Consider the following 12,733-nt stretch of genomic DNA (forward strand, 5'->3'; position numbering starts at 1 on the left):
ATCGAGGTCATCACCCCCGACGAGGCCTCTCGTGCCGCCTTCGGCACCGACCCCCAGCGCCCCAACGGCCATGCTGCTCAGGCTGTGGGCCGTGGAAGCCGGGTGGCCACCACTGTTGCGGCCAGTGCGCAGCAGGCCGCGACGGTGAAGGCCAGCGCATGGCCGTGGGCTAGGGCGTCGGCGCCCGTCGCGCCGCCCGCTGCCGGGTGCGAGTGCGCGTACGAGTCCGCCCCGGTGGCGGCCACGGTGCTCAGGACGGCGAGGCCGACGGCGCCGCTGACCTGGCGGGTGGTGTTCAGGATGCCCGCGGCGACTCCGGCGAGGGTCGGTGGGATTCCGCTGGTGGCACAGGTCGTGATCGGGGTGAAGGACGAGCCGATGCCGAGCCCGAAGACGACGCCCGGCAGGCCGACGGTCAGGGCGTACGGGCCGTGCCCGCCGAGCGTCAGGGCCAGGGTGCCGAAGCCGATGGTGGCCAGCGTCAGTCCGCCGATGGCCACGGCACGGGCGCCGAACCGGGGGACCAGCCGCCCGGTCACCAGACCGGAGACCATCAGCGCGACAGCGGTGGGCAGAAAGCCCAGGCCGGCGCGGAGCGGGCTGTAGTGGTGCACGTTCTGCAGATGCAGGGAGAGGAGGACCGGGCTGGCGAAGAAGGCCAGGCCGACGAAGAACATGGTGGCGTTGGCGACCTGGACCGGGCGCCTGCGCACCACCGACCGTGGGACGAGGGGCTGTTCGGCCCAGCACGCCTGATGTACGGCGAAGAGGACGAGCGCGGCGGCTCCGCCGGCGACGGGGCCCCAGACACGGGGCGCGGTCCAGCCGTACGCGGTCGACTCCATCAGTCCGTACAGCGCGGCGGCCAGTCCGACGGTGACCAGGACGGCGCCGGGCAGGTCGAGCCGCTGCCGGGGCGCGGGGCCGCCGTTCTCCTGCCGCTCTTCCGCGCCCCCTCTCCCTGCGTCTCGCCGTACGTCGAACAGGACGCGCCAGGCGAGGGTGGCCGCGACCGCTCCGAACGGCAGGTTGATCAGGAACACCCAGCGCCAGTCCAGGAGTTGGGTGAGCACTCCGCCCAGTACGGTCCCGGCGGCCGCGCCCACTGCGCCCACCGTGCTCCACACCGCCAGGGCCCTGGCCCTTCGGGGCCCCTCCGGATAGGTCTGGGTGATCACGGAGAGGGTGGTGGGCATCAGCAGCGCCCCGCCCAGCCCTTGGGCGGCGCGTGCGGCGAGCAGCAGACCGCCGTCGGTGGCGAGGCCCCCGACGGCGCTGGCCAAGGTGAACAGGGTGATGCCGGTCAGGAGAGTGCGGCGCCGTCCGTACAGGTCGCCGCAGCGCCCGCCGATCAGCAGGAAGCCGGCGAAGGCGAGGGTGTAGGCGTTGACGACCCAGGGCAGGGCGGTGGGCCCGAGGCCCAGGTCGGCGCGGAGGGAGGGCAGGGCGACGGAGACGATCGTGGCGTCCAGGACCACCAGGAACACCACCAGGCAGGCGAGTGCGAGCAGCACGCCGTCGGGGGCTGGCCGGGCGGGTCGCGCCGACCGCGGTGGTCGGGATGGTCGGGATGGCCGGGGTGTTCGGGATGGCCGAGGTGTTCGCAGTGATCGCGAGGGTCCGGCGAGCAGGGACTGTCGTACAGGCATGGCAGCACCTTCCGGAGTGCGGAGGAGCGGAACGGTACGGAGGCTGAGCAGCGCGGAACAGCGCAGAAAAGCACGGCACGGCACGGCACATGGGTGTGTGCCGGGGGCCCGGCCAGGGCCGAGGACCTCCAACAGGTTAGGGCAGCCTTAGGTATTTGTGAAATGGATTCACTAAATGGCTCGGAGGTGCCTCACTAGGCTGGTGGCCATGCCTGAGCGCACCCCCGGCCGTAAGCCCGCCGCCCGCACCCCCCGTCCCGGTCGCCCTGCGGTCATCGACCGGGACGGCATCGTCGCGGCGGCGATGGAGCTGGACCAGGACACCCTCACCATGCAGGCCGTCGCCCGCCGCCTGGGCGTGGCGACCTCCGCGCTCTACCGCTGGGTCGGCGGCCGTGAGGAACTGCTCGATCTGGTCAGTGCCGAGCTGAGCCGGCGGATCGTGCCCGGGCGCGAGCCCACGGACGCCGACTGGCGCGACTGGCTGGCCGAACTCGCCCACGCCATCCGCCGCGAGTTCCGCACGGTGCCCGGCTTCGCCGCCCGTGCCCTGACCGGCGGGCACCGGGCGGCGGGGCACGACGCCATCGAGTCCGGCGTGGTGACGGCCTTCATGCTCGGCGGGCTGCCGCCTGAACGCGCCCATCAGCGCTGGTACGTCTTCGCGACCGCCGTCCTGGGATGGCTGGCCGCCGAGGAAGCCGGGCGGTTCCCGGCGCATCCCCCGATGGACTTCGACGCCCTGGTGGAGGTGCTGCTGGCCGGAGTCCGGGCTGAGGATGGCTAGCTGGCACCGCCGTAGAGGATGGGTAGCCGCCACCGGCGTACTGGCCGGGCCGCTGGTGAAGGCAGCGCGGCCTGCGCGCCGTCGGCTCCGTCAATGACGACGCGAGTACCGGATCACTCCAGTACGGCGAGGTGGTCGGCGGCGCCCCCGCGCCACTCGATCAAGAAGAGAGTCGCGTCGTCACTGGTGCTCCCGCCCCGTTCCTCCTTCAGTCTGTGGGAGAGCGAGCGCACCACTGCCCGCACTCCCTTCTCCGCGTGCTCGATGCGGTTGACCCAGTGGACGAGTTGTTCCTCGCCGAACTGCTCCTGGCCGGCTTTGTGCTCCTCGATCAGGCCGTCGGTGAAGCACAGCACCCGGTCGCCGCGTTCCAGTCTCTGCTCGCTGACCTGGGGCTTTTCACCTCCGAAGCCGACCGGCAAGGTGGTCGGGCCCGCCAGCTGCCGCAGGACCTGGTGGTTGCGGATCAGCAGCGGTGCGGGATGGCCCGCGTTGACCCACTGCAGGTGGCCCGTTGAGATGTTCAGGCGCATCATCTGCGCGGTGACGAACTGTTCGGGCCCGAACTGCTCGGCGATGGCCTGATCCATGAACGCGTAGATCTCGGACAGGTCGATACCGGCACGTCTGGAGTGCCGGTAGGCGCCGATGGCGACGGTGGCCATGGTGGCAGCGTTCAAGCCATGGCCCATCGCATCAACCACGGCCACGTGCAGGATGTCGTCGTTGAGTGCGTAGTCGAAGCTGTCGCCGGCGACGTCGTAGGCGGGCTCCAGGATTCCGGCCACCGCGACCTGCGGTACGGACATTGCCAGCGGCGGCAGCAGAGACCACTGGATCTCCGCGGCCACGCTCATGGGTGCGCGGCGCCGGGTGAGGAAGAACTGGTCGGTGTAGCTGTGCTTGGTGACCAGCATGTCGGCGACCAGGCCGGCGAGCCTGCGCAGCAGACGGCGGTCGTCGTCATCGACGGTCTCCAGGGTGACGGCCAGCACTCCCACCTGGTCACTGCCGTCCAGCAACGGTAGGTACATCCGGACGCCGTCAGCCTGCGGTACCTCGACGGAGGTCGCGTTCAGGAAGGCCGTGCCGGCGTGGGAGTCACCGATCGGCTCGGGCTCGCCGACCGCCAGATGCCTACCCGGCAGCGGCACCAGCAGCAGCTGCGCATAGTCCTGCAGGAGGATCGAGATATCCCGGCCACCGACCCTGGCCACCTCTTCCGCGACCAGCGGGGCGATCAGCTGCGGCGGCATCTCGTGCGCCCGGTCCAGCAGCACCCCCAGCAGCCGCTCGCCGAACCCCTCCGACCGGTCCACCGCGTCCTTGCCAGGCTGCCGATCACCCTCCGCCATAGCTGCCCTTTCGCCGGAGACCAGGTGCAGAGTCGTGTGGTCAGCTGAGGAAAGACAGCCGGACTTGGCGTTCCGGGTTGTCCCGGTCGGTGTTCACCAGTACGACGGACTGTGACGCCCCCAGCTCCAGCTCACCGTCGACCACGGGCAGTGTGGCGTGCGGTGGGACCAGAGCCGGGAGCATATGGGCGCTGCCGTGGCCTGGACCGCCGTGGCGGTCTTGCCAGCGGTCGTCCGCCGGAAGAACGTCGCGGAGGGCCGCCAGCAGGTCATCGTCGCTGCCCGCACCGGTCTCGATGACGGCCAGACCGGACGTCGCGTGGGGAGTGAAGATGTTCAGCAGTCCGTTGCGCCCATGAGCGGCCTCCCGGAGGAACGCGGAGCATGCGTTCGTCAGGTCGTGCAGGGTCTCGGTGGAGCCGGTTGTGATGGTGATCGTGCGGGTGGTGAAGGTGCCAGCCATGGTTCACCGGTACCCGTCCCGGGACCTGAGCGCTAACGGCCGGACGGGTGAACACCGTTCGCTTCGCGTCAGCCCCCCTCCTCCTCTTCGGCTTCCATGAGCCGGATTCCCTGGTGCGTCAGCGTGACCATCACGGGTGTGTTCCCTTGTGCCCAGTCGATGGTGACGAGCCCTTCGCCCACCAGATATGCGCAGGCAGCGGCCAGATCCTGCTCGGGGATCTGAAGATCGTCGCGCAGCTTTGCCCCGGGGACACCGAGGAAGCGATTGCCTTCCGTGGTCTCGTACAGGGCTTTCATGATCGCTTGGCGGTAGTGCTTCCGCTCTTGCAGTGTTGCCATGATCGCTGTCCACTCGTGCCGGCGCCGACTCGGAGCCTGTGGGACAGGTGGAGCAGTACGCCCGCCCCACCCCGCCGCCCGTTGCCGGCTCTGGCTTCAGATTTCGTCCGTCTGTGTGCGGGCGTCCCCGGAGGATCGACTGGTCACCAGCCAGGGCTGCGCCGGCTCTGGTGTGCGGGTGGTGTCGACGGTGAGGTGAAGGCGGGTTCCGCCTGAGTCGTCGACGGGATAGCTGCGCTGTTCGGTGGCTGCGAAGTGATGACGGAGGACTTCTGCGACCCGACGGGCGGCTTCGGGGGACGCGGCGACGATGCGCACGTCGGCGCGCCCGGCCGAGGGGAGTTCTGGTGGCTTCACGGTGGCCTCGTTCATCTGGGGACGGGCGGTGGCCTCGTTCATCTGGGGACGGGCGGTGGCCTCGGTCATTTAGGGACGGGCGGAGGTCAGGAACCCGGCCGGTTTCTCGGTCGCCGAGGCGGCTCCCCCGTCGGTCTCCCACTCCTCTTCCTCCTGCAGCTCCTCCTGCGCGTGACGGGCGGTGTCCTCGCTCGTCATCAGCGCGCTGGCGGTGTGGAGGCCGCCGGGGGCGGCCGCGGCGGACATCAGCCGGGCGGCGGCGGCAGCGCCGGTCTCCGGCGGGATCACCAGCAGGTCCCAGCGGCCCGCGGTGTAGGAGAGGAGGATCAGCTTGTTCGGGTCCTGCTCTGCGGCGAACCAGCCCACGTGCACCGTGTGCCCGGTCACCGGCACCTTTCGCGGCACTACGGGCCAGTGGGCCGGGTTCACCGTGACATGAGTGATCCGGCCCCAGCGCGCGTCCAGCACGTCGATCAGAGCGGGGAGTTCGCGGGAGAGATCGCGAGAGCGGGGCCACCAGGCACCGTCCAGGAGACCCGGAGGCGATCCTGCCGGAGTGAAGGCGAGGCGGGCCGATGACGAAGGTTCGCGCTCGCTGACGATCGTACGGTCGATGGTCGCGGTCATGGCGCGAACCTGTCCCCGGGGCTCGTCTTCGACGTCCCGGTGTTGTTGCTCGCCGGAAACGGCACCGGCGTGGGAGCCGGTGTGCGAAGTACTCCCGGTCTCTTCACTCTACTCCGCCCAGCCGTCCGTGAAGGCGCGTGTGACCAGGAACTTTCCTGGCGAACGCGGGTCTGGCTGCGCCACCGTGCGGGCGCGCCCGCGCTGCCCCGGCACCCGGAGTACGGTGAAGTGACGAGGTCAGAGGTCACCTCGGCGGGCGGACGCACCGCCCCGGAAGGCGGGCGAACACACATGGCCGACTCCGACTCCGACACTCCCCGCGCCCCGAAGCTTCTGCCGGACGCGGTCCACCAGGCCGTCAGGCCCGGGACAGCCCTCTTGCGGCTGGTGACCACGCAAACCCGCGAGCAAGTTCTCGACGGTGCGTGGTGGCCGCGTTCGCGCGACATCGGCGCCGAGCTCCCCGGTCTGATCGCCGCGCTGACCGAGCATCTCGGCCCCGTCCTGCGCGTCGGCCTGGACGCCGATGCGTGGGAAGAGCTGCCGACGCGTCTGGTCATCGGCGACCGGGTCGTGCACATCGACTCCTTCCCGGTCGGTGACGACACCGTCCTCATCACCCGAGGCGACCAGGACTACTTCTCCCTGCTGGTGGTTCCGCCGCACGCGACACCTGAAGCGGCCCGCGCCGCAATGACCAGGGCAGTCGAGGCCAGCAACGTCACCCAGGCCGAGCAGATCCTCATCGATACCGGCACTCGTCACGCACACCCGGTTCCCACGGAAGAGTCTCAGACGGGCCGCGAACACGGAGACCGGTGAGGAAGCCGTCGATGCTCGATGCTTCGACGCTCCTTCGACGACGAGGGACACAGGCTGCCCCGGACAGGACAGTGCGCACGGGCGCGATGGCAGGACGAAGGTGGGCCAGTTCGTCACCGTGTGGCAGCGGTCTGCGGAGGGGCCGATCCGGCCCTTCGACGCCGACGACGGGGCAGGCCCGCAGCACCCAGTCATGGCAGGTGAACTACTTCTTCGGCCTCGGCCAGACCGGTCCTGCCGACCTGACGCGCGCCCGCGCCCTCTACCGCCCATAGGTGCCCGCTGCGCCACGGCGCCCGGCCACTGGGCGACGATTCGCACTACTGGGTGACGATGCGCATCAGCGGAGAAAACCTTCGTAGTTGCGCTGCTGAAGCTTGCTCTCGATCTGCTTCACGGTCTCCAGACCCACGCTCACGATGATGAGGATGCTCGTCCCGCCGAACGGGAAGTTCTGGTTCGCGTTGAACAGCACCAACTCCATTGTCGGTACGAGCGCGATCAGCCCCAGGTACAGCGAGCCCGGCCATGTGATCCGGGTGAGCACATAGCCGAGGTACTCGGCCGTCGGGCGACCGGCCCGGATGCCCGGGACGAAGCCACCGTGCTTCTTCATGTTGTCGGCGACTTCTTCGGGGTTGAAGCTGATGGCGACGTAGAAGAAGGCGAACAACACGATCAACAAGGTGTACGCGGTGAGGTAAACGGGGTGGTCTCCCTTGGTGAAGACGGTGGCGAGCCAGGTCGCCCATGCCGCCTTCGACCCGCTGAACTGTGCGATGAGCGCCGGGATGGAGAGCAGCGACGACGCGAAGATGACGGGAATCACACCCGCCTGGTTCACCTTGAGCGGTATGTAGGTCGACGTACCGCCATAGGACCGGCGCCCGATCATCCGCTTCGCGTACTGCACCGGGATGCGCCGCTGTGCCTGCTCGACAAAGACCACCAACGCGACCATCGCCAGGCCCACCACGATCACCGCGAAGAACTCGATCCAGCCGTCGGCGAGCTCGCCCTCAAGCTTGACCTGCCACAGCGCGGCCGGGAAGCGCGCGGCGATCGAGATGAACATCAGGATCGACATGCCGTTGCCGATACCGCGGGCGGTGACCAGCTCACCGAGCCACATGGTCAGGCAGGTGCCGGCGGTCATCGTGATCACCATCGTGATGATGGTGAAGACCGAGTCGTCGGGCACGATCGGGCGCGTGCAGCCCTGGAAGAGCACACCGCCGCGGGCGGCGCCCACCAGACCGGTGCCCTCCAGGGCGGCGAGCGCCACGGTCAGATAGCGGGTGTACTGGGTGATCTTCGCCTGGCCTGACTGTCCCTCTTTCTTGAGGGCCTCCAGCCGGGGGATCACCACGGTCAGCAGCTGGAGGATGATGCTCGCCGTGATGTACGGCATGATCCCCAGCGCGAAGATCGTGATCTGCAGCAGCGCGCCACCGCTGATCATGTTCACCAGGCCGAACAACCCGCTGTTGGCGTGGGGCCGCTCCATGCAGAACTCGACGTTCGCGTAGTTCACCCCGGGGACCGGGACGTGGGTTCCGATCCGGTAGAGCACGATGATGCCCAAGGTGAACAGCAGCTTCTTGCGCAGGTCGGGCGTCTTGAACGCCCGGGCGAACGCGGTGAGCACGGTGCCTCCTGCGCCTCCCGCCACTTTCAGGGCAGGGAGGCGACGGTCTTGAGGATCGATGAATACGTAGCGGCTGTACTGCGCGGAGCCCGCCCGCCCGGCAGGTTCCGAGGCAGGCCCCCGTGGCCGACTTGGTTGCCCAGGGCGCGGTGCGCGCGCAGGCGAAGTCGCCGTCTCCCTCTCGCCCGGGTGTACGGCCCAGGCGTACGGACCGGGTGTACGGACACGGGGCTTCCGTACACACCCCTCGGGACACACCCCTCGGGACCGCTTGAACGCGGCCGGGGCGCTACCTCGCGGTCGAGGTGTGTGTCGGCGCCGGAACCGGACCGGCAGTTGAGGCGCAGGTCGGCATCGGAACCGGCTTGAGGGGTGAGGTACGGGTGGACATCGGAGGCTCGGGGGGCAAGGGGCGATACGGCATCGGCACCGGCCGGGCGGTTGACGTACAGGTCGGCATCGGCGCCTTCGTGGCAGGGGGCACGGGGCGGGACGTCGACGGCATCGGGACCGACTCCGCGGGCGTGCCGGGGCGGCGCTGAGGGCCGGTGGGGCCGTCCTGAGCGAAGGAGCTCGGCAGGACCATCAGTCCGACTCCGAGCCCGGCAACGGTCAGCACGGATCCGGTGGCCGTCCAGGCCGCTCGAGCCCGCCGGCGTGCGCGAACGCCGGCGTGCAGTCGGTCTCGGTGCCGGTCCTCATAGAGCGTTTCCTCCTGGCCGTCACGCATCATCCGCGCCAGCTCCTGCTCGAAGTGATCCATAGCTCCCTCCTCACTCCACCGGCTCTGCCTCAGCCAGAAGCTGACGCAACCGTGCAACGCCGCGGGTCGTCAGTGAACGGGCGGTGCCCACCGGACAGCCCAGTGCCTCCGCGACATCCCGCTCGGGCAGGTCCTGGTAGTAGCGCAGCACCACCGCAGCCCGCTGCCGCGCCGGCAGCAACGCCAACACGGCCTCCAACCGGGCCTGTTCGTCCACGGCAGCGGTCTCATCTGCCACCTCGGGCGGGTCGGGCAGCTGGTCCACAGGGTGCTCGCCCCACCAGCGACGCCGTGCCGAGCGAGCCGCAGCACGGGCCAGGACCTTGCGCACATACGCCTCGGGCGCCTGCTCGGCCACCTTCGGCCAGGCGAACCACAGTTTGACGAGCGCTTCCTGCAGCAGATCCTCGGCCCGGTGCCGGTCTCCACCGGTGAACAGCCGCGCCAGGTGAAGCAACGCCGACCACCGAGCCGCCACGAACCGGTCGAACTCCTCGGCCCGCAACTGCCCCATCAGCGTCACCCCTCACCTCAACACGCCCCTACAACCTCAATAAAGACACTGGCCCCTGCCCCGCTATGCACCCCCGCCAAGTGACGTGGCTCACGCGCGCCGTCCTGGCCGTGCCCACGACGCGACTTGTCTGGGTCGGGTTGTCTGGCTCGGGTTGTCTGGCTCGGCGGCGGCAGGTCAGACGGGATGCCGGGCAGGCTGCGCACGTTCAGACTGAGGGCGACGGAGGGCGGCCCCCCAACCGGCGTCTCATCGGCGCCCCGACGAGGGCCATCGCGCCGCCGAGGAGCCCTCACCTCATGGGCTTACGGGGCGGCCTGGGGCGTGACCCGGGGACAGCGGAGGCGTTGAGGAATCCGTAGCGATACATATCGCATCACCCGCTTATCTTCCTCATCCTCCTCATCCTCCCAAAGGAGCACTATGCCCTTGCTTGCCCGGCTGACCCCAGCCGTGCTGTCCCTGGCGCTTCTCTCGGGTACCGCTGCCGCCTCGACCAGCGCCGCAGCCGAATCGGGCAACCAGTCCGCGGACAGAACCGCCTGGCTGTGCAAGCCCGGTATGGCGGACAACCCCTGCAACCAGGACCTCACCGGAAACCCCCAACGCCCTTACTCCGGTGGCTCGTTCACCATGCGCTATCCGTCGGGCCAAACGGTGACGCTGGACGCCGAGGAGTCTCCGTCGGGCCGTAAGGAAGCCTTCGCCGGGCCCAAGAAGCCGTCGGTGGACTGCTTCTACGCCTACCCGACGGTGGACATGCTGGGCCCGAACGCGTCCCGCGCGTCCGAGGAACAGCTGATGGCCGTGCTGCTCGCCCAGGCCGCACGCTTCTCCGGGACGTGCCGGATGTTCGCCCCGGTCTACCGGCAGGCGGCATTCACCGAGATCCTGTCCCGCGACAAGTCCGCCGCCCTCACCCGCGGCCAGGCGGACATCGACAGCGCCTGGCGGGACTACTGGGAGCACGACAACATCGACCCCGTCACCCACCGGCGCCGGGGAGTGGTGATCCTCGGCCACTCGCAGGGCGCCACCGCGCTGACGGCCATGATGCGCCGCCAGATCGACCGGAACCCGGCCATGCGCAGCCACCTGGTCTCGGCGATCCTGCTGGGCGGCGACGTCACCACCGCCTCGTTCCGCAATCTCCCCGCATGCACGCGGACATCCCGCCGTACGCCCGTGCCGACAGGCTGTGTCGTGGCCTACTCCAGCTACGCCCAACGCCCCGCCACCAACGACATGTTCGGCCGCACCACCTCGCGCAAGAACCACGTCCTGTGCGTCAACCCCGCCGCACTGCTCAACGGCACGCCCCACACCCGCCGGCAGCCGCTCGACGCCTACATGCCCACCCAGCGCACCCTCAACGGCAACCTCCTGAGCCCCAAGGGCAGCATGGGCACCGTACTGACCGGATACCGCGTCTCCGACTCCGCCGCCGGATACCTCCACCACCCCAGCGCCCTGCAGGGCGAGTGCCACCTCCACGAGAGCGCCGAAGGCACCGCCAGCTGGCTGCAGATCTCCGGCGACACCGCGGCATTCACCGAGCCGGGCACGAAGAGCCCGCTCAGCGGCCTGCACGTGATCGACTTCAATGTCGCACAGGGCGACCTCACGCGGCTGGTCCGCGCCCAGTCCACGACCTGGCAGGCACGCGACCACTAGGCAGTGTCTTGTCGGTCATCTGAGCGCGACCGCCGTCAGGGTGCGCTCGGCCTGGGCCAGGGTGGCGCTATCCCCAGGGTGTGGATCGCCGCCGGAGTTGAGCTTTCGTCCGCTCGCGCGGGAAGCCTGACGAACGGGTGGGGGGGCAACGTGGACGTTGCCCCCCACTCTTGGCGCTCGGGGGCAACGGCACGACCAGGTCACAGTCAGGAAGCCCACCATCGACGTGAGGGAGGACGGTCAGGGCTGAGTGGCCTTGCTTTCACCGTTGAGGAAGGAGCGCACCTGCTGGATCACGGTGGTGTCCCCGAGGAGGTCGTTGTGTTTCAGACAGGCGGTGTGCGTATTGAGGGCGCCGTCGAGTGGTGTGCTGCTGTGCGGAACGATCTGCTCGTCGCACGATGACCACCACGTCGCGTACTTCACCGGACCGGGGGTCGCGCTGCCGGAGTTGAGGCGGGTGACGACATACGACGCGGGGGTCATGTCCCGGCAGCCCTGGTCCCACGCCGCGCACAACCAGGCCATGCTGGTGCCGTGGTTGGGGCCTGCCAAGGAGGCCCAGTGCGCCACCTTGTCCTGTCCGTCGCCGAACTTGACGTACCAGCGCGTCGGAAGGCTGCCGAGGCTGTGGGCGACGAGGTCCACCTGCCTGGCGCCGGTTCGGTCCAGCACCGCGTGGACGTAGGTCTGGAGTTGATCGCTCAGCACCTCGTTCGTCGACTTCGAGGTGTCGTACGACCAGGCGAAGAGCCGGTCTTCCGGGTATCCGTTCCGGGCGAATTCCGCCCGCATTGTGTTCCATACTCCCGGGTCGGCATTTCGGCCGTGAACGAAGATAACCGGGTTCGGTGGGGCGGCTGCTTGAGCCGGGGTGGTCCCGAGGGTGGCTGCGGTCAGTGCGGTCGCTGTCAGGAACCATAGGGCGCGGCGTAAGAACGTGCCTCCTGGTCGGTTTTTGCGTTGATTGATATGGGTCGCATTTTGTTCCGGTGGTTTTTGGTTTTCGCTGTCGGTCGAAGTGTTCGACACGTATTCCTCCGGGGGTGCGAGGTCGTTCCGGTCTGTATATATTGAAGGTTTTCATGCGGGCGCGCAAGGGGTTATTCGCCGAAAATTTGTGCGCTTTCGAGATGCGTTTATGAGTGGGATCTGATCCCGGCCTGGAAATGGTGCGAGAAAGGATCAAGACAGGCTTTGTCGGCCCTCAAATGGGCTGCTTCGCCACCCGGTTGGAGTCTCGGATCCCCGGAAAATTGCGGTGGTTAAGCCGGAGTGGTGACGCGTGGAGGGGGGCGGCTCCCGGCGGCGTGAGGGGGCGCGCGACCTGCGGTGGTTCCGCAGGGACAGGCGCAAAACCGCGCATGGCTAATTTCTTTCCTTGCTGCCTATTCGATCGCGCTGCGAGAGTCGGTGCCGACCGATAACCCGTCGGTTTGCGTGCCGATAACTCATCGGTTTACGTGTCGCGTATTCCGTTTCATCCAGGAGGTAGTCATGGCTGCTCAGAAGACCGCGATGGATGTTTTTGACCTCGACGTGCGCGAGGCCGCGGACCCGAGGGAGGAAGCGACCACGCGCGTGGAAGGCAGCAGCGGTATCCCGACGCTGTGCAGCAACCAGTGCACCGGAGACTGCTGCACCATCTCCCACTGCGGCTGACGCCAGGCGGATCGGCCTGAAGCAGTAGGTGGCCCCCTCCCGGCCAGGGCTGGGAGGGGGTCTCGGACGAC

General features: G+C 68.8%; 14 protein-coding genes and 2 pseudogenes. 6 read left to right on the top strand and 10 right to left on the bottom strand.

Going from position 1 to position 12,733, the window contains the following annotated elements:
• Window positions 1-77 precede the first annotated feature (77 nt).
• The gene (locus ACWD6P_RS17560) at window positions 78-1,514 is read right to left on the bottom strand and encodes an MFS transporter (RefSeq protein ID WP_451444990.1); all 1,437 of its coding nucleotides are present in this window, start codon (window positions 1,512-1,514) and stop codon (window positions 78-80) included.
• 343 nt (window positions 1,515-1,857) lie between these two features.
• Here ACWD6P_RS17560 and ACWD6P_RS17565 point away from each other — a divergent pair, with 343 nt between their 5' ends.
• Window positions 1,858-2,436 (top strand): TetR/AcrR family transcriptional regulator, encoded by a 579-nt coding sequence (locus tag ACWD6P_RS17565; RefSeq protein WP_451444991.1) that lies wholly within the window; start codon window positions 1,858-1,860, stop codon window positions 2,434-2,436.
• Between the two features lie 113 nt (window positions 2,437-2,549).
• Here the strand turns inward: ACWD6P_RS17565 and ACWD6P_RS17570 are convergent, their stop codons facing one another.
• From ACWD6P_RS17570 to ACWD6P_RS17590, 5 genes are all read right to left on the bottom strand, one after another.
• Window positions 2,550-3,791, bottom strand: coding sequence for a PP2C family protein-serine/threonine phosphatase (locus ACWD6P_RS17570; RefSeq protein WP_451444992.1), 1,242 nt, complete (start codon window positions 3,789-3,791; stop codon window positions 2,550-2,552).
• Between the two features lie 40 nt (window positions 3,792-3,831).
• The gene (locus ACWD6P_RS17575) at window positions 3,832-4,254 is read right to left on the bottom strand and encodes a YjbQ family protein (protein ID WP_451444993.1); all 423 of its coding nucleotides are present in this window, start codon (window positions 4,252-4,254) and stop codon (window positions 3,832-3,834) included.
• A 68-nt stretch (window positions 4,255-4,322) separates the two neighbouring features.
• The gene (locus ACWD6P_RS17580; protein ID WP_451444994.1) at window positions 4,323-4,595 is read right to left on the bottom strand and encodes a hypothetical protein; all 273 of its coding nucleotides are present in this window, start codon (window positions 4,593-4,595) and stop codon (window positions 4,323-4,325) included.
• Between the two features lie 96 nt (window positions 4,596-4,691).
• Window positions 4,692-4,952 carry a hypothetical protein gene (locus ACWD6P_RS17585; protein ID WP_451445026.1) on the bottom strand — a complete coding sequence of 87 codons (261 nt, stop codon included), beginning with the start codon at window positions 4,950-4,952 and terminating at the stop codon, window positions 4,692-4,694.
• A gap of 69 nt (window positions 4,953-5,021) precedes the next feature.
• Window positions 5,022-5,579, bottom strand: a complete 558-nt coding sequence (locus ACWD6P_RS17590; protein ID WP_451444995.1) for a DUF5994 family protein — start codon at window positions 5,577-5,579, stop codon at window positions 5,022-5,024.
• 291 nt (window positions 5,580-5,870) lie between these two features.
• Between ACWD6P_RS17590 and ACWD6P_RS17595 the strand changes: the two genes are divergently transcribed.
• Window positions 5,871-6,401: a DUF5994 family protein gene (locus tag ACWD6P_RS17595; RefSeq protein ID WP_451444996.1), complete on the top strand. Its 531-nt coding sequence runs from the start codon at window positions 5,871-5,873 to the stop codon at window positions 6,399-6,401.
• 94 nt (window positions 6,402-6,495) lie between these two features.
• Window positions 6,496-6,676 (top strand): annotated as a pseudogene (locus tag ACWD6P_RS17600) (MepB family protein); the annotation flags it as partial.
• Window positions 6,677-6,741: 65 nt separating this feature from the next.
• Here the strand turns inward: ACWD6P_RS17600 and secY are convergent.
• The gene (secY, locus tag ACWD6P_RS17605) at window positions 6,742-8,049 is read right to left on the bottom strand and encodes a preprotein translocase subunit SecY (protein WP_451444997.1); all 1,308 of its coding nucleotides are present in this window, start codon (window positions 8,047-8,049) and stop codon (window positions 6,742-6,744) included.
• Window positions 8,050-8,432: 383 nt separating this feature from the next.
• Here secY and ACWD6P_RS17610 point away from each other — a divergent pair, with 383 nt between their 5' ends.
• Window positions 8,433-8,591, top strand: a complete 159-nt coding sequence (locus tag ACWD6P_RS17610) for a hypothetical protein (protein WP_451444998.1) — start codon at window positions 8,433-8,435, stop codon at window positions 8,589-8,591.
• A 231-nt stretch (window positions 8,592-8,822) separates the two neighbouring features.
• On the opposite strand, the gene ACWD6P_RS17615 is transcribed toward ACWD6P_RS17610, so the two are convergent.
• Entirely contained in the window at window positions 8,823-9,326 is a 504-nt protein-coding gene (locus ACWD6P_RS17615; RefSeq protein WP_451445027.1) for a SigE family RNA polymerase sigma factor, read from the bottom strand.
• Window positions 9,327-9,749: 423 nt separating this feature from the next.
• On the opposite strand from ACWD6P_RS17615, the gene ACWD6P_RS17620 reads away from it, so the two are divergent.
• Complete coding sequence (locus ACWD6P_RS17620) at window positions 9,750-11,000, top strand: DUF3089 domain-containing protein (RefSeq protein WP_451444999.1); 1,251 nt, start codon at window positions 9,750-9,752, stop codon at window positions 10,998-11,000.
• A 15-nt stretch (window positions 11,001-11,015) separates the two neighbouring features.
• Here the strand turns inward: ACWD6P_RS17620 and ACWD6P_RS17625 are convergent.
• Window positions 11,016-11,108, bottom strand: a pseudogene (locus ACWD6P_RS17625) (plasmid mobilization relaxosome protein MobC); the annotation flags it as partial.
• A gap of 132 nt (window positions 11,109-11,240) precedes the next feature.
• Window positions 11,241-12,032, bottom strand: coding sequence for an esterase/lipase family protein (locus tag ACWD6P_RS17630; RefSeq protein ID WP_451445000.1), 792 nt, complete (start codon window positions 12,030-12,032; stop codon window positions 11,241-11,243).
• A 465-nt stretch (window positions 12,033-12,497) separates the two neighbouring features.
• On the opposite strand from ACWD6P_RS17630, the gene ACWD6P_RS17635 reads away from it, so the two are divergent.
• Complete coding sequence (locus ACWD6P_RS17635; RefSeq protein WP_451445001.1) at window positions 12,498-12,662, top strand: hypothetical protein; 165 nt, start codon at window positions 12,498-12,500, stop codon at window positions 12,660-12,662.
• Window positions 12,663-12,733 lie beyond the last annotated feature (71 nt).

Source organism: Streptomyces sp. NPDC002446, from assembly GCF_053595675.1.